At 71.3% G+C, this 15,347-nt stretch carries 12 protein-coding genes; 6 read left to right on the forward strand and 6 right to left on the reverse strand.

What is annotated here, in order from left to right:
• Positions 1-25 precede the first annotated feature (25 nt).
• Complete coding sequence (locus ACI2K4_RS01530; RefSeq protein WP_404507900.1) at positions 26-1,096, reverse strand: LacI family DNA-binding transcriptional regulator; 1,071 nt, start codon at positions 1,094-1,096, stop codon at positions 26-28.
• A gap of 261 nt (positions 1,097-1,357) precedes the next feature.
• On the opposite strand from ACI2K4_RS01530, the gene ACI2K4_RS01535 reads away from it, so the two are divergent.
• The 4 genes from ACI2K4_RS01535 (at position 1,358) to ACI2K4_RS01550 (ending at position 6,787) form a co-directional block, all read left to right on the forward strand.
• Positions 1,358-2,281 carry a carbohydrate ABC transporter permease gene (locus tag ACI2K4_RS01535; RefSeq protein ID WP_404507901.1) on the forward strand — a complete coding sequence of 308 codons (924 nt, stop codon included), beginning with the start codon at positions 1,358-1,360 and terminating at the stop codon, positions 2,279-2,281.
• 3 nt (positions 2,282-2,284) lie between these two features.
• Positions 2,285-3,226 carry a carbohydrate ABC transporter permease gene (locus tag ACI2K4_RS01540; RefSeq protein ID WP_404507903.1) on the forward strand — a complete coding sequence of 314 codons (942 nt, stop codon included), beginning with the start codon at positions 2,285-2,287 and terminating at the stop codon, positions 3,224-3,226.
• 59 nt (positions 3,227-3,285) lie between these two features.
• Positions 3,286-4,629 (forward strand): ABC transporter substrate-binding protein, encoded by a 1,344-nt coding sequence (locus ACI2K4_RS01545; RefSeq protein ID WP_404507904.1) that lies wholly within the window; start codon positions 3,286-3,288, stop codon positions 4,627-4,629.
• Between the two features lie 112 nt (positions 4,630-4,741).
• Positions 4,742-6,787: a beta-galactosidase gene (locus ACI2K4_RS01550; protein WP_404507905.1), complete on the forward strand. Its 2,046-nt coding sequence runs from the start codon at positions 4,742-4,744 to the stop codon at positions 6,785-6,787.
• A gap of 79 nt (positions 6,788-6,866) precedes the next feature.
• Here ACI2K4_RS01550 and ACI2K4_RS01555 read toward each other — a convergent pair whose 3' ends face one another.
• The gene (locus tag ACI2K4_RS01555) at positions 6,867-7,613 is read right to left on the reverse strand and encodes an IclR family transcriptional regulator (RefSeq protein WP_404507906.1); all 747 of its coding nucleotides are present in this window, start codon (positions 7,611-7,613) and stop codon (positions 6,867-6,869) included.
• A 111-nt stretch (positions 7,614-7,724) separates the two neighbouring features.
• Here ACI2K4_RS01555 and ACI2K4_RS01560 point away from each other — a divergent pair, with 111 nt between their 5' ends.
• Positions 7,725-8,579, forward strand: coding sequence for a shikimate dehydrogenase (locus ACI2K4_RS01560; protein ID WP_404507907.1), 855 nt, complete (start codon positions 7,725-7,727; stop codon positions 8,577-8,579).
• Between the two features lie 146 nt (positions 8,580-8,725).
• On the forward strand, positions 8,726-10,147 hold the full coding sequence (locus ACI2K4_RS01565) for an Nramp family divalent metal transporter (RefSeq protein WP_404507909.1): 1,422 nt from the start codon (positions 8,726-8,728) through the stop codon (positions 10,145-10,147).
• Between the two features lie 64 nt (positions 10,148-10,211).
• On the opposite strand, the gene ACI2K4_RS01570 is transcribed toward ACI2K4_RS01565, so the two are convergent.
• The 4 genes from ACI2K4_RS01570 to ACI2K4_RS01585 form a co-directional block, all read right to left on the reverse strand.
• Complete coding sequence (locus ACI2K4_RS01570) at positions 10,212-12,080, reverse strand: bifunctional sugar phosphate isomerase/epimerase/4-hydroxyphenylpyruvate dioxygenase family protein (protein WP_404507910.1); 1,869 nt, start codon at positions 12,078-12,080, stop codon at positions 10,212-10,214.
• A gap of 22 nt (positions 12,081-12,102) precedes the next feature.
• Positions 12,103-12,756, reverse strand: coding sequence for a TetR/AcrR family transcriptional regulator (locus tag ACI2K4_RS01575; protein ID WP_404507912.1), 654 nt, complete (start codon positions 12,754-12,756; stop codon positions 12,103-12,105).
• 136 nt (positions 12,757-12,892) lie between these two features.
• Complete coding sequence (locus ACI2K4_RS01580) at positions 12,893-13,861, reverse strand: ROK family protein (RefSeq protein ID WP_404507913.1); 969 nt, start codon at positions 13,859-13,861, stop codon at positions 12,893-12,895.
• A 4-nt stretch (positions 13,862-13,865) separates the two neighbouring features.
• Positions 13,866-15,335: a M81 family metallopeptidase gene (locus ACI2K4_RS01585; protein WP_404507915.1), complete on the reverse strand. Its 1,470-nt coding sequence runs from the start codon at positions 15,333-15,335 to the stop codon at positions 13,866-13,868.
• Positions 15,336-15,347: the final 12 nt, after the last annotated feature.

Raw genomic sequence — 15,347 nt, forward strand, 5'->3', positions numbered from 1 at the left:
TGCCGGGCCGTCGATCGGTGCCGGGTCAGCGGGTGGCGGGAGGCGGCGCGGTGCTGGCGCGTACGACCAACCGGGTGGGGACCAGCGTGGTGCCCGGGTCGGTCGACTCGTCGTTGATCTGGCGCAGCACGCCCTGTACGCAGCGCCGGCCGACCTCGGCGAAGTCCTGGTGCACGGTGGTCAGTGGCGGGATGAACGAGGCGGCGTCGGGGATGTCGTCGAAACCGACCACGCTGACGTCCCGGGGGACGTTGCGACCGCGCTCGTGGAACGCCCGCAGCAGGCCCAGCGCCATCTGGTCGTTGGCGGCGAAGACGGCGGTGCAGTCGGGCTCGTCGGCCAGGCGCATCCCGGCCCGGTAGCCGGACTCGGCCGACCAGTCGCCGCCGAGCACCGGCGGCACCGGCCGACCGGCCTCGGTCAGCACGTCCCGCCAGGCGTTGGTACGGCGCTCGCTGGCGAACGAGCCGCTCGGCCCGGTCAGGTGCCAGACCGTACGGTGGCCGAGGTCGAGCAGGTGGCGCACGGCCTGCCGGGCGCCGTCGGTCTGGTCGGTGTCCACCACCGTGTAGTGCTCGCCCGCGTCGGAGTCGACCACCACCACCTGTACGCCCGGCGGCAGCGTGACCGTGGTGCTGTCCAGCAGGTGGACCTCCATGATCACGATGATCCCGTCGACGGCGAGCTCCCCGAGCCGGGTGAACGCGCCCAGCACGCCGTCCTGGGTCGGTACGGCCACCGGGATGAGGGTGATGGCGTAGCCCTCGCGGGCGGCGTGGGTGGCGATCGCCTCCACCGTGCGGCTGTTTCCGGTGGTCGAGAGTGTGAAGAGGATGACTCCGATGGTGCGGAACTCGCCGAGTTTGAGGGCCCGGGCGGCGCTGTTGGGCCGGTAGCCGAGCTGCCGCATCGCTTCCAGCACCTGCTGCCGGGTGGAGTTGACCACGCCCGGGTGCCCGGTGGAGACGCGGGACACAGTCTGCGACGAGACGCCGGCCAGCCGGGCGACGTCGGCCATGGAGACGCCCCGGCGAGGACGCCCGGCCCGCCGGGTCGGTTCCCGGGGGGTCTCCTCCGACGCTGGGGCGGCGGTCATCGCCGTACGGCTCCTTCCGGCCGGCGCGATCCGGCCGCCGTCCGCCGGAGTTTCCGGCTGGCGAGGTCCGGGCAGATCCGGTCTTGACGATCCTCGTACGCGGTGAAACTATCACCCCCGCAATGTTTACGTAAACATCACGCGGTGATCGCCGTGGTGACCTCTCCGTAACTCCGAGCTACGCTGAGTTGTCATCTCTTCTGACCAGGGTGTTTACGTAAACATACGGGTCGCATCGGAGCGACGGGAAGGATGCGTGAGGTGGCACTTCCACAGGTGGCGGTAACCCGCCCCGGCCCGATCGGGCGGGCGCCCGGCCGCACTCGACGATCCTGGGTGGGCTGGCGCTTCGTGGCCCCGTTCATGGCCGTGTTCGCGCTGGTCTTCCTCGCCCCGATCGCGTACGCGATCTATCTCAGCCTGTTCCAGAACCGGCTCGTCGGCGGCAACTCCTTTGTCGGCCTGGACAACTACCAGAAGGCGCTCGGCGACCCGCAGCTCTGGTCGGCGATCGGCCGGGTCTCGCTCTTCCTGGTCGTCCAGGTGCCGGTGATGCTCTTCATCGCCCTGCTGGTGGCGCTCGCGATCGACAGCGGCCGGCTCTACGGCAAGAGCTTCTTCCGGATCTCGATCTTCCTGCCCTACGCGGTGCCGGCCGTGGTCGCCACCCTGATGTGGGGCTTCATGTACGGCTCCCGGTTCGGCCTGGTCGGCAACATCAACGACGCGCTCGGCACCTCGCTGCCCGACCCGCTGACCCCCAAGCTCGTCCTGGCCTCGATCGGCAACATCGTGACCTGGGAGTTCGTCGGCTACAACATGCTGATCTTCTACGCGGCGCTGCGGGTCATCCCCGCCTCCCTGTACGAGGCGGCCGAACTCGACGGCGCCTCCCAGTTCCGGGTGATCACCGCGATCAAGCTGCCGGCCATCCGGGGCGCGCTGATCGTCGCCACCATCTTCTCGATCATCGGCAGCTTCCAGCTCTTCAACGAACCGAGCATCCTGCAGAGCCTGGCGCCGAACGCGATCACCACGTTCTTCACCCCGAACCTGTACGCCTACTCGCTGTCGTTCGCGGGCCAGCAGTACAACTACTCGGCGACCGTCGCCATCGTGATGGGCGTACTCACCATGATCGTCGCGTACGTCGTTCAGCTCCGCGGCATGCGGAAGGAGCGCTGACCGATGACCACGACCACGCGTACCGACCCCGCGCCGGTCGGCGCCCCCGACCGTAGGCCCGCGCCACGCCTACGCTCCCGACCCGCCCCGGCACCGCGCCGCCGCCCCCGGCGCAGCATCCTGCTCACCGCGCTCACCGCGATCGTCCTGGTCTACAGCCTGATCCCGCTGGTCTGGCTGGTGATCAACGCGACCAAGACCCAGGACGGGCTGTTCACCTCGTTCGGCCTCTGGTTCGACGGCGACTTCGCCCTCTGGGACAACCTGCGTGACACGCTGACCTACGACAACGGCATCTTCCTGCGCTGGCTGGGCAACACCCTGCTCTACGTCGTGGTCGGTGCCGGCGGGGCCACGTTCCTCGCCGTGCTCGGCGGCTACGGGCTGGCCAAGTACGACTTCCCCGGCAAGCGCGGCGTCTTCGCCACCGTCATCGGCGCCGTCGCGGTCCCCGGTACGGCACTGGCCGTACCCACCTTCCTCATGTTCAGCAAGATGGGCATCACCAACACCCCGTGGGCGGTGATCATCCCGTCGCTCATCTCGCCGTTCGGGCTCTACCTCATGTGGACCTTCGCCACCGAGGCGATCCCCACCGAGATGATCGAGGCGGCGCGGGTCGACGGGGCGAGCGAGTTCCGTACCTTCTTCCGGATTTCGCTGCCGATGCTCGCCCCCGGCATCGTGACCGTGCTGCTCTTCACGATGGTCGCGACCTGGAACAACTACTTCCTGCCGCTGATCATGCTCAAGGACCCGGACTGGTACCCGCTCACGCTGGGGCTCAACGCCTGGAACGAACAGGCGTCCACCGTCGGCGGGCAGGCCGTGTTCAACCTCGTCATCACCGGGTCGCTGCTGACCATCCTGCCGCTGATCGCCGCGTTCCTGCTGTTGCAGCGCTACTGGCAGTCGGGGCTCTCCGCCGGCAGCGTCAAGGACTGACGCCGGACGCCCACCCCAGTCGTCGTACCCCCTCTTTTCGCTGGTTCGGAAGGACAGTCATGATGAAGTTTCCCCGGCGGGGCCTTCTCGCGGCAGCAGCCGTGGCCACCGCCGCCACCCTCGCCCTCGCCGCCTGCGGCGGCTCGGGCGACTCCGGGTCGAGCGCCGGCGAGAGTTTCTCCGACGCCGACGTCCAGTCCGCGCTCACCAAGGGCGGCGACCTGACGGTCTGGGCCTGGGAGCCCACCCTCAAGCAGGCCGTCGCGAAGTTCCAGCAGCAGTACCCGAACGTCAAGGTGAACCTGGTCAACGCCGGCACCGGCAACGACCAGTACACCGCCCTGCAGAACGCGATCACCGCGGGCAACGGCGTGCCGGACGTGGCGCAGATCGAGTACTACGCGCTGCCGCAGTTCGCCCTGGCGAAGTCGGTCACCGACCTGACCGCCTTCAAGGCCGGCGACCTCGACGGCACCTTCACCCCCGGACCGTGGGCGTCGGTGCACTCCGGCAAGGGCATCTACGCGCTGCCGATGGACTCGGGCCCGATGGCGCTGTTCTACAACAAGGAACTGCTCGACAAGCACGGCATCGCCGTACCCACCACCTGGGACGAGTTCCTGACCGCGGCCCGCAAGCTGCACGCGGCGGACCCGAAGGCGTACATCACCAACGACACCGGTGACGCCGGCTTCGCCACCAGCATGATGTGGCAGGCCGGGGGCAAGCCGTACCAGGTCGACGGGACCAACGTGAAGATCGACCTGGCCGACCAGGGCGCCACCACCTTCACCAAGGTGTGGCAGCAGATGATCGACGAGAAGCTGCTCGCCCCGATCACCTCCTGGAGCGACCAGTGGTACCAGGGCCTGGCCAACGGCACCATCGCCACCCTGGCCACCGGCGCCTGGATGCCGGCGAACCTGGTCTCCGGCGTGCCCGGCGGCGCCGGCAAGTGGCAGGTCGCCCCGCTGCCGCAGTGGCAGGCGGGCGCCACCGCCAGCGCCGAGAACGGCGGCAGCTCGCTGGCCGTCCCGAGCGCCAGCAAGAACAAGGCCCTGGCGTACGGCTTCGTGAAGTACGTCAACGCCGGTGACGGTGTGCAGGTCCGGGTCGACAACGGCAACTTCCCGTCCACCACCGCCCAGTTGCAGTCGCAGGCGTTCCTGGACACCGAGTTCCCGTACTTCGGCGGACAGAAGGCCAACCAGATCTTCGCCGACTCGGCGAAGAACGTGGTCAGCGGCTGGTCGTACCTGCCCTTCCAGGTCTACGCCAACAGCGTCTTCAACGACACCGTCGGCAAGGCCTACGTCTCCGGCACGAAGTTGCAGGACGGGCTGAAGGCCTGGCAGGACGCCAGCGTCAAGTACGGCACCGAGCAGGGCTTCACCGTCAAGTAACACTCCCGCCCCGGGGCGCCCGCCGACCGGCCGGCGCGCCCCGGGGCAACCCGGTCGGCGTACCCCCGGCACGGCCGGGGAGCGTCGCCGTTCGAACGTGCAAGGAGCACCAGTGGTAACAGCTTCCACCCCCACCTGGCTGCGCTGGCCCGATCCGGCGCCCGGTGCGCGGCTGGCGTTCGGCGCCGACTACAACCCGGAGCAGTGGTCGCCCGACGTCTGGGCCGAGGACGTCGCGGCCATGCGTGCCGCCGGGGTCAACATCGTCTCCCTGGCCATCTTCTCCTGGGCCCGGATCCAACCGACCGAGGAGAGCTACGACTTCGAGTGGCTCGACCAGGTGATGGACCTGCTGCACGCCGGTGGCATCGCGGTCGACCTGGCCACCGCCACCGCCTCACCGCCGCCGTGGCTCACCACCAGACACCCGGAGATCCTTCCCGTCGACGACCGGGGGGCGACCATCTCGCCCGGTGCGCGGCAGCACTGGCGACCCACCTCGCCGGTCTTCCGGGATCACGCCCTGCGGCTGGTCCGCACCATGGCCACCCGGTACGCCGACCACCCCGCGCTGGCCGCCTGGCACGTCTCCAACGAACTCGGCTGCCACAACGTCTACGACTTCTCCGACGACGCCGCCGCTGCCTTCCGCACCTGGCTGCGCGACCGGTACGGCAGCCTCGACGCGCTCAACACCGCCTGGGGCACCGCCTTCTGGTCCCAGCGCTACAGCGCCTGGGAGCAGATCCTGCCGCCCCGGCTCGCCGCCTCGCACCCCAACCCGACCCAGCAGCTCGACTTCAAGCGGTTCTCCTCCGACGCGCTCAAGGACTACCTGCGGGCGGAGCGGGACATCCTGCGCGCCATCACGCCGGACGTACCGGTCACCACGAACTTCATGGTGATGGGGGAGATGCGCGGGATGGACTACGCCGACTGGGCGGGCGAGGTCGACTTCGTGGCCAACGACCACTACGTCCTACCCGGCCCGCAGGCCCTGGACGAGCTCTCCTTCTCCGCGAACCTGACCGGCAACATCGCCGGGGGTCGGCCCTGGTTCCTGATGGAACACTCCACCAGCGCGGTCAACTGGCAGCCGATCAACGTCGCCAAGCGCCCCGGTGAACTCGCCCGCGACTCGCTCACCCACGTCGCGCACGGCGCCGACGCGGTCTGCTACTTCCAGTGGCGTCAGTCCGCCGCCGGGGCGGAGAAGTACCACTCGGCCATGCTGCCGCACGCCGGTACGGAGACCGAGGTCTTCCGCTCGGTCACCGACCTCGGCGCCACCCTGGCCCGGCTCGCGCCGATCGCCGGGTCGCGCCGCCGGCCGGCCCGCGCGGCGATCCTCTTCGACTGGACCTCCTGGTGGGCCAGCGAACAGGACTCCCACCCCACCGCCCGGCTGCGCTACCGCCAGGAGGCGCTGGACTGGTACACCGCCTTCCTCGACCTCGGCGTACGGGTCGACGTACTCCCGGTCGCCGCCCCGCTCGACGGGTACGACGTGGTGGTCGCGCCGGTGCTGCACGTCGTGCCGGCCGACCTGGCCAAGCGGCTGACCATGTACGTCGAGGGTGGCGGCCACCTGGTCACCACGTACTTCTCCGGCATCGTCGACGAGAACGACCACGTCTGGCTCGGCGGCTACCCCGGTGCCCTGCGTGACCTGCTCGGCATCCGGATCGAGGAGTTCGGGCCGCTGCTCGACAACGAGCGGGTGGAACTGGACAACGGCACCACCGGCACGGTCTGGACCGACCGGATCGACGTCACCGGAAGCGACGTCGAGGTGCTCGCCCGCTACCGCACCGGCACCCTCGCCGGACGGCCGGCGCTCACCCGCCGGGCCACCGACACCGGTTCGGCGAGTTACCTCTCGACCCGACTCGGCCCGGCCGGGCTGCGTCCGGTGCTGGCCGGGCTGCTCGACGCGGCCGGTGTGGGCAGCGAACTGCCCGAGGCGCTTCGTGGCCGGGTCGAGCTGACGGTTCGCGGCGGCGACGAGGCCGAGTTCTGGTTCCTGGTCAACCGGACCGACGAGCCGGTCGAGCTGTCGCAGGTCGACGGCGAGGCGGTGGGCGTACCGGACGACGCGGTGACCCCACCGGTCCTCGCGGCACGGTCGGTCGCCGTGCTGCGCCGACCGGCCAGCTAGGCCGGGCGCCGCGCGACGACGGACCATCCGTCGCCGCGCGGCCTTGTCCGGGTCGGGCGGGCCGGCGGCAGCGGGGTCGTCACAGCGCGCGGCCGACGGCCAGGGCGACCGTACGGACGGCCGGACCCATCGCGCGCAGGTCCAGCCGGCCGACCGGCCCGGAGAGGCAGATCGCCGCTGCCGCCGCCCGGTCGGCGCGTAGTACCGGGCTGGCGACGGAACCGAAACCGGCTTGGCACTCCTCGTCCTCGTAGGCCAGTCCGGACTCCCGGATCCGAGCGAGCTGCCGCCGTAGCAGGTCGGGCGCGGTGACCGTGCGGGGGCCGACCGCCTCCAGCGGCCGACCGCAGACGAGCGCGACGGCGGCCTCGCCGCCGTACGCCAGCAGTGCCTTGCCGGCCGCGCAGGCGTGCGCGGGCAACCGGCCGTCCACGTGGGACGGCTCGGGCCGCGCGTCGTGAGCGCGTACGGTCTCCAGGTAGACCACCTCGGTTCCGCGCAGGACGGCGAGGTGCGCGGTCCGGGTCGTCGCCGCGCACAGGTCCGCCAGGTACGGCCGCGCGACCGCCCGCAGGTCGCGCCCCCGGACGGCGAGCTCGCCGAACTCGACCAGGCGGCCCCCCACCCGAAGCAGCGGCCCGTCCCGTTCCAACAGGCCGTACGTCACCAGGTCGGCGACCAGTCGGGAGGTTGTCGACTTCGGCAGCCCGGCGCGGCGGGCGAGTTCGCAGACCCGTAACTCGCGATGTTGCTCGTCGAACGCGTCGAGCAGCGCGGACACCCGGGCGACGGCCATGTGGGGGATGTTCCGCTCAGCGGTACGCACGGTCGTTACTCCTTGACAGGTTCACGGCGTCGTAGCTTACTAACGTACCAGTTCGTACATTAACCGTCGTGGATCACGCGGGTGAGCGGACAGGGACGGGAGCTCACGACCATGCAACCTTGTCGTTACGGCCTGATCGGTGCGGGCATCGGGGCGTCGCTCTCACCGGCGCTGCACGAGGCCGAGGGGCGCCACCACGGCCTCGACCTCTCCTACCGGCTGATCGACGTCACCGAACCGGGAACGCCGACCGACCTGGACCGGCTGCTCGACGACGCGCAGGCCGAGGGGCTGGTCGGCCTGAACATCACCCACCCGTTCAAGCAGCGGGTGGTCGACCTGCTCGACGGCCTCTCCACCCAGGCACGCGACATCGGCGCGGTCAACACCGTCGTGTTCCGCGACGGCAGGCGCCTCGGGTTCAACACCGACGCCTACGGCTTCGCCGAGTCGTTCCGCCGGAGCCTGCCGGACGCGGCGGTCGACCGGGTGGTGCAACTCGGTGCCGGCGGCGCGGGCGCGGCCTGCGCGTACGCCCAACTCGACGCGGGCGTCGGACACCTGACCGTGGTCGATCCCGACACCGAGCGGCGCGGCGCGCTGGGGGAGGCGCTGGGCACCCGGTTCGAGATCGACCGGGTCGCCGTCGCCTCCCCCGACGAACTGGCCGAGCTGCTCGAACACGCCGACGGGCTGGTCAACGCCAGTCCGGTCGGCATGCGCGCCAACCCGGGGCTGCCGCTGCCGGCCGGAATGCTGCGACCGGGCCTGTGGCTGGTGGACGTGATCTACATGCCGGTCGAGACCGAACTACTGCTCGCCGCGCGGGCGAGGGGCGTACGCGCCGTCGGCGGCGCGGCGATGTGCGTGTTCCAGGCAGCGGCGGCGTTCGAACTCTTCACCGGCCGGACCCCGGACACCGAACGGATGCTCGGGCACCTCGACCGGTTGCTCACCGCCCGCTAGCGCGCGCCGCCCACCTGCCCGGGTAGCGCACGGCCAACCGCCGGTCGGCCGCCTACACCACCCGCACCGCCCCGGCGCCGGTCACCCCCGACCCATCGGCCGGCACCGGGGATCCGTCCAACCACCACCCCCCGATGGAGCACCCCATGAGTCAACCAGCGACAAGAGCGGACCGGACCGTCCCGCCCGGCGGCGCGCTCACCAGGGACCTACCCGAACCCATGCCGCTGCGGCGGATGGTCGGCCCCGGCGTCGTCGCCGTCGGCATCGGCCTGGCCGCGGGCGAGATCATCCTCTGGCCGTACCTCACCGCGATCGGCGGGCTCGGCCTGCTCTGGCTGGCGTTCGCCACCCTCGCCGTCCAGTTCGTCATCAACATGGAGATCGAGCGCTACACCCTCGCCACCGGCCAGAGCGTCGTCGCCGGCTTCTCCCGGTGGTGGAAGGGCTGGGGCGTCATCATCTGCCTGGCCGGCGCGTTCCAGTACGTCTGGCCGGGCTGGGCCACCGGCGGTTCGACCGTCTTCACCTACCTCGTCGGCGGCGGCGACGCGGTCTGGATCACCGTCGCGGTCCTCGTTGTCATCGGTGTGCTGCTGTCGCTGTCCCGCGTCATCTACCAGACCGTCGAGCGGGTCGAGGTCGTGAAGGTCGCCCTCACCCTGTTCTTCCTCGTGGTCGTCGTGCTCTTTGTCATCTCCGCCGGGAGCTGGGGCGAGGGCGCCCGGCAGACCGTCGTCGGGTTCGGCCAGATCCCCGCCGGCATCACCTTCACCATGCTGCTCAGCGCGATCGGCGCGGCCGGTGCCGGCGGCGTGCACAACCTGGTCCTGAGCAACTGGATCCGGGACAAGCGGTACGGCATGGGCGCGCACGTGCCACGCCTGATCTCGCCGATCACCGGGCGGGAGGAGGCCAGCGGTGGCGACCGCTACACCTTCCCCCAGGACGAGCCGAATCTCGGCCGGTGGCGGATCTGGTGGAAGCGGGCCAACGTGGAGCACTTCTTCGCGTTCCTGCTGGTCTGCTTCGTCACCATCACGATCATGAGCCTGCTCGCGTACGACACGCTGTTCGGCCGCGACGACCTGAAGTCCGACCCCTCCTTCCTGCTGATCGAGGGCGACATCCTCGCGTCCCAGGTCGGCGAGTGGCTCAAGCTGCTCTTCTTCGCGGTCGCCGCGGTCTCCCTCTGGGCCGCCGCGATGGGACTGCTCGACGTCATCGGTCGGGTCGCCAGCGACTTCCTGCGCCGTAACTACCTGGCCGACTCCGCCCGCTGGACCGAGGCCCGGCTCTACCTGGTGGTGGTCTGGGGCGAGATCGTGCTCGGCTCGGTGATCCTGCTCGCCGGCTTCACCCAGCCGATCGCCCTGCTGCTGGTCAGCACCTGTGCCGCGTCCGTGGTGACGCTGCTCTACAGCGTCCTGCTCATCCGGCTCAACGTCCGCGACCTGCCGGCCGCGATCCGGATGCGTGGGTGGCGGCTCGGCGGCATGGTGGCGGCGGTCGCCTTCTACGGGTTCTTCGCCGTCGCCATGGTGGTGACCCAGATCCAGAAGCTCTGACCCCACCCTGACCGGCCGGGGCGCACCGCGACCGGCCGGGACCGACGACGTCGGCCCCGGCCGGTCAGCCGTTGGCGAGCCGAAGGTGGCGGTGGGCGGCCATCCGGACCGGCGCGTTGGTCTCGCCGAAACCGTCGTGTCCGCCGACGCGCTGCACGATCTCGAAGAACACCCGCCCGCCGTAGACCGGGGTGTAGAGATGCAGCAACTCGCCGCCGTGCTGGTCCCGGTCGTAGAGGATGCCGTGCCGGCGCAGGCGTTCGGCCAGCGGCTCCGGCAGGGCGAAGCGGGCGACCAGGTCGGCGTAGTAGTTGTCCGGTACGTGCAGCGTCGCGCCGCCGAGCCGGACGATCGCCGCCGTGGTGGCGAAGATGTCCTCGGTGCGGAACGCCACGTGTTGCGGCTCGACCACCGCCGGGGCCCAGTCGCCGCGACGCAGCAGGGCGACGGTCAACGCGAGCCGTACGCTGCGCTCCGGGTTGGCGTACGCGCGCGAGCGCATCAGCCCGAACGGGGCGGCGTACTCCTCGGTGGCCAGCCGGTCGAGACCGAGCACCGAGCGGTAGAAGAGCCCCGCCTCGTCGAAGTGGTCGAAGGGCTGGGTCAGTCCGACGTGGTCGGTCCCGGTCAGCCCGGTGCCGGCGCCGGGCGCCGAGCCGGTCGGCAGGAAGTCGGCCCGCCAGTCGTCGTCGACCCGGCTGAAGAACACCGACGTGCCGTCCGGGGCGGCGACGGCGGCGAGGTCGGCCTCCCGTACCCCACGGGCGCGCGGCAGGACCGGTGCGAGCAGCGCCTCGGCGCGTACCCTGGATCGCCGCGGATCGGCGGTGGTGAGCGCGAGGGCGCCGATGGCCGCGGTTCCCGCCGGGTGCGGCGCGGTGACCGCGCTGTTGAGCAGCACCCGGCACGAGCCCTGTTCCCAGAGCGCCACCGGCTTGGACCGGTGCTGACCGGTGTGGGCGAAACCGAGTCCGTGCAGCGCGGCCCGCAGCGCCGGCCCGGACTGCCCGTCCACGACGAACTCGCTGAACGCGTGCCCGGAGAGCGCGGGCGCCTCGGGCAGCCGGCGGACGGCGACCGACGGCTCGACCGCCGGCCGCAGCCCGTCCTCCAGCAGGATCAGCGAGCGCATCGCGTCGACCGCCGTACGCGCCGGATCGGCCTGACGGAAGACGTCGTTGAACACCTCCAGGGAGAGCGGACCCTGGTATCCGGTGGCGAGCACCCGGCGGACGAAGTCGGTGAGATCGAACGATCCCTGCCCGGGGAAGAGTCGATGGTGTCGGCTCCACTGGAGTACGTCCATGCTCAGGTGCGGTGCGTCGGCGAGCTGGAGGTAGAAGATTTTGCCCGGGGTGATGTCGGCGATCCCCTCGGGGGAGACCTCCCGGGACAGCACGTGGAACGAGTCGAGGCAGAGCCCGAGCGCCGGGTGACCGGCCCGCTCGACCAGGCGCCAGGAGTGGTCCCAGGTGGAGACGTGGCGTCCCCAGGCCAACGCCTCGTACGCGATCCGCATCCCCCGTGCCTGCGCGCGGTCGGCGAGCAGGGCGAGTTGTTCGGCGGCGAGGTCGTCGTCGTCGATCGCCAGCGGGGAGACCGACGAGCAGACCAGCATCGTGTCGACGCCCAGCTCCGCCATCACGTCGAACTTGCGCTCCGCCCGGGCCAGGTTTGCCGCCAGCACCTCTGGCGGCACCGCCTCGAAGTCACGAAACGGCTGGTAGAGGTCGATGCCCAGGCCGAGGTCGGCGCACCTGGCCCGGATCTCGGCCGGTGACCAGAGCGCCACCACGAGGTCGTTCTCGAACAGTTCGATGCCGTCGAAGCCGGCGCCGGCCGCCGCCGCGATCTTGTTGTCCAGGGTCCCGGAGACGCAAACCGTCGCGATCGACCGGCGCGGCCCGCTGCCCGGGCTCGGGGAACCGCTCATGACTCACCCTCCTCGGCTCGCGTCAACGTCGACCGAGGTAGCCGACAACCATCTCGGCGAGCATGGTCCGGTAGTGCGCGCGGGAGCCCGGGTCGAGCAGGTCGCGGTCGAACAGCGCGTTGAAGGTGTGCCGGTTGGCCACCCGGAAGAAGCAGAAGGCGCTGATCATCATGTGGATGTCGAGGGCGTCGACGTCGTCGCGGAAGGTGCCCTCGCGCCGTCCCCGGGCCAGCACGCCGCGCAGCACGTCGACCGCGGAACTGTTCAGGTCGACCAGCCGGGCGACGTGGGTCATGTGCGCGGCCTGCTGCGCGTTCTCGACGCCGACCAGCTTGATGAAGGCCGGGTGCGCCTCGTGGTGGTCGAAGGTCACGTCCGCGATCCGGCGGATGGCCGCGACCGGGTCGAGCTGGTCGACCTCGACGCCGCGTTCGGCCGCCCGGATCTCGGCGTACGCGCGTTCGAGAACGGCGAGGTAGAGCTGCTCCTTGCCGCCGAAGTAGTAGTAGATCATCCGTTTCGTGGTGCGGGTCCGGGCCGCGATCTCGTCCACCCGCGCCCCGCCGTACCCCCGGTTGGCGAACTCCTCGGTGGCCACGTCGAGGATGTCGGCCCTGGTGCGCTCCGCGTCCCGTCGGCGGTCGACCTCGGCTCGCGCTGGCGCCTGCCCGGTCATGGAGCCTCTTCTCGGGTCGTCCGGTGCCGGCGCGTCGCTGGTGCCCGCCCCGGCTGTCCGCTCCAGGATAACGAACGTACTAGTCCGTACATCACCGTGGATGGATCGGTTCCGGGCCGGGGTGGGCCCTCGTCGGCTATCGCGTTACCGGTGCGCCCCAACCGTCGGGTGTGGCCAGACCGGCCGCGCGGCGGGCCAGCACGGCGGCACCCACCTGCGCGGCCAGGGCACCGAAGACCGAGGTACGCAGCTCCGGCGCGGACCGCCAGGCCAGCGACGCGCGCATGGTCTCGCGTACCGGGTCGAGCAGTTGCGCGCCGGCCTCGGCCAGCCCACCGCCGAGGATGATGCAGGCCGGGTCGAGGGTCAACGTGAGCGTGGTCAGGGCGATCCCCAGCGCGTCGGTGGCGGTGTCCCACACCGAACGGGCGATCGGGTCGGTCGAGGTGGCCTGGGCGATCGCCCGGCTGTCCAGCCCCGGCACGCCGCCCAACCGGGCGTAGCGGCGAGCGATGCCACCGGCCGACGCGTACACCTCGAGGCAGCCGCGCTGCCCGCAACCGCACTGCTCGCCACCGGGATGCACCGGTGTGTGGCCGACCTCCCCGGCCGACCAGGTGGCGCCGGGAACCGCCTCGCCGTTCAGCACCACCGTGGCGGCGATCCCCGTACCGAGCGGCAGGAGCAGGAAGTTCTCCAGACCGCGACCGGCACCGGCGACCGCCTCGGCGACGCCGGCCGCCCGCGCGTCGTGACCGATCGCCACCGGCAGGCCGAGGTCACCCGCGACCAGGTCCCGTAGCGGCACGTCGCGGAACCTGATGTTCGAGGCGTACCGCACCACCCCGGCGGCCTCGTCGACGATGCCCGGGGTGACCACCCCGATGCCGGCGGGTGTGCCGCCGAGCGCCACCGCGTCGTCCCGCAGCCGTAGGCAGAGGGCCCGGACCGCGTCGACCGGTTCGGTGCCGGCCGCCACCCGCGACGGTACGACCAGCGAGTGCAGGATCCGGCCGTCGTCGGCGACCACCGATCCCTTCATGGTGGTGCCGCCCACGTCGACCGCGAGCACACACCGGTCGGCGGAGCCGTTGTCCGGATTCACGCGATCACCCGGTCACCACGACGAGGTCGGCGGTGAAGTCCCGGTCCAGCGGGAAGATCGGCCGGACCAGGTTCCGGTACGGCAACCGCCCGAGGTCCTGGTCGACGCCGCCGGGGGTCAGCGCGAGCAGCCAGTCACCGGCCGCGTCGAACAGCTCGGGCTCCAGGTAGCCGATCTTCACCACCACCAGGTCGACCGAGTCGACCGCGATGCCCAGCCGGGCGTACGACTCCAGCAGGCGGTACTGCATCCGGCGGGAGGTGAGCAGGATGCTCAGCCCGCCGACCCGTACGCTCACGCAGCGTCCGCCGTCGGGGTCCTCGGCGACCGCCTCCAGCGTCCCCCGGACCGGCAGCGGTCCCGGGTCGCGCGGGTCGATCCGGCCGCCGACCCGCAGGTCGACCGGTGCGCCGATCGGCTGGTCGGCGACCTGCGCCACGGCCCGCGGGTCGACCAGTGACGCGTACACCGCCCGGACCGAGCCGTCCCGGATCTCGGGCCGGGCCAGCATCCGGTCGAGGGCGAAGGTGACGTCGTCGGCGCCGCCGGCCCCCGGGTTGTCCCCGGAGTCGCTGACGAAGAACGGGCGTCGGGCGGGGTCGGCCACCGCGACCAGGGCCGCGTCGAGGCACTCGTCCATGGTGCCGGTGGGCGCGACGAACGCGAACTCGTCCCGGGCGGCCCAGAAACGTTCACCGAGGTCACGGGCTGCCTGCTGGGCCGCCTCGGCGCTGGTGCCGGTGACCACCACGGCGGCGCGGCAGCGGGGCTGGTCGGCCCAGGCGAAGCCGATCCAGATCGCCGCGTCGATCACCCCGTCACGGGCCTCGACCTCGGTGATCCCCTCGTACAGGCCCCGGGCGGGCTCGACCCGGGTGCTGGTCATCTCGCCGGGCAGCAGGATCGGTACGTCCACCAGCGCCTTGTCCGGCCGCTGCCCCCGGCGCAGCGCGTCGACCAGGTTGCGGGCCGCCCGCTCGCGGGTCTCCCAGACGTCGACGTGCGGCGCGGTGCGGTAACAGGTGAGCAGGTCACAGCCGTGGAACAGGGTGGGGGAGACGTTGCCGTGCAGGTCCATCGCGGCGGAGACGAACGGCTCCGGCCCGATCACCGCCCGGACGGCGTCGATCAGGTCCCCTTCGGCGTCGTCGCGTCCGACCACGCTCATCGCGCCGTGGATATCGAGCAGCACGCCGTCCAGCGGACCGCTGCGGGCCAACCCGTCCACGATCTCGGCGGACCAGTTGTCGTACGTGGCGGCGTCGACGGCGCCGCCGGGCAGGGCGCGCGCGTGCAGGACGGGTATCCACTCGACGTCGGCCGCCCAGGGCTTTCCGGGGGAGAGCCAGTCGTAGCGGGCCAGCAGCGCGTCCCCACGGGTGACCTCGAAGTCGTCGGCCGTGCTCAGGTGGGGCGTGAAGGTGCTGGACTCGATGTGCAGGCCGCAGATGGCGATGCGGAGGGGACGGGGCACTGGTCGGGGCTC

Source organism: Micromonospora sp. NPDC050397 (genome assembly GCF_044901685.1).
GTDB lineage: Bacteria > Actinomycetota > Actinomycetes > Mycobacteriales > Micromonosporaceae > Micromonospora_G.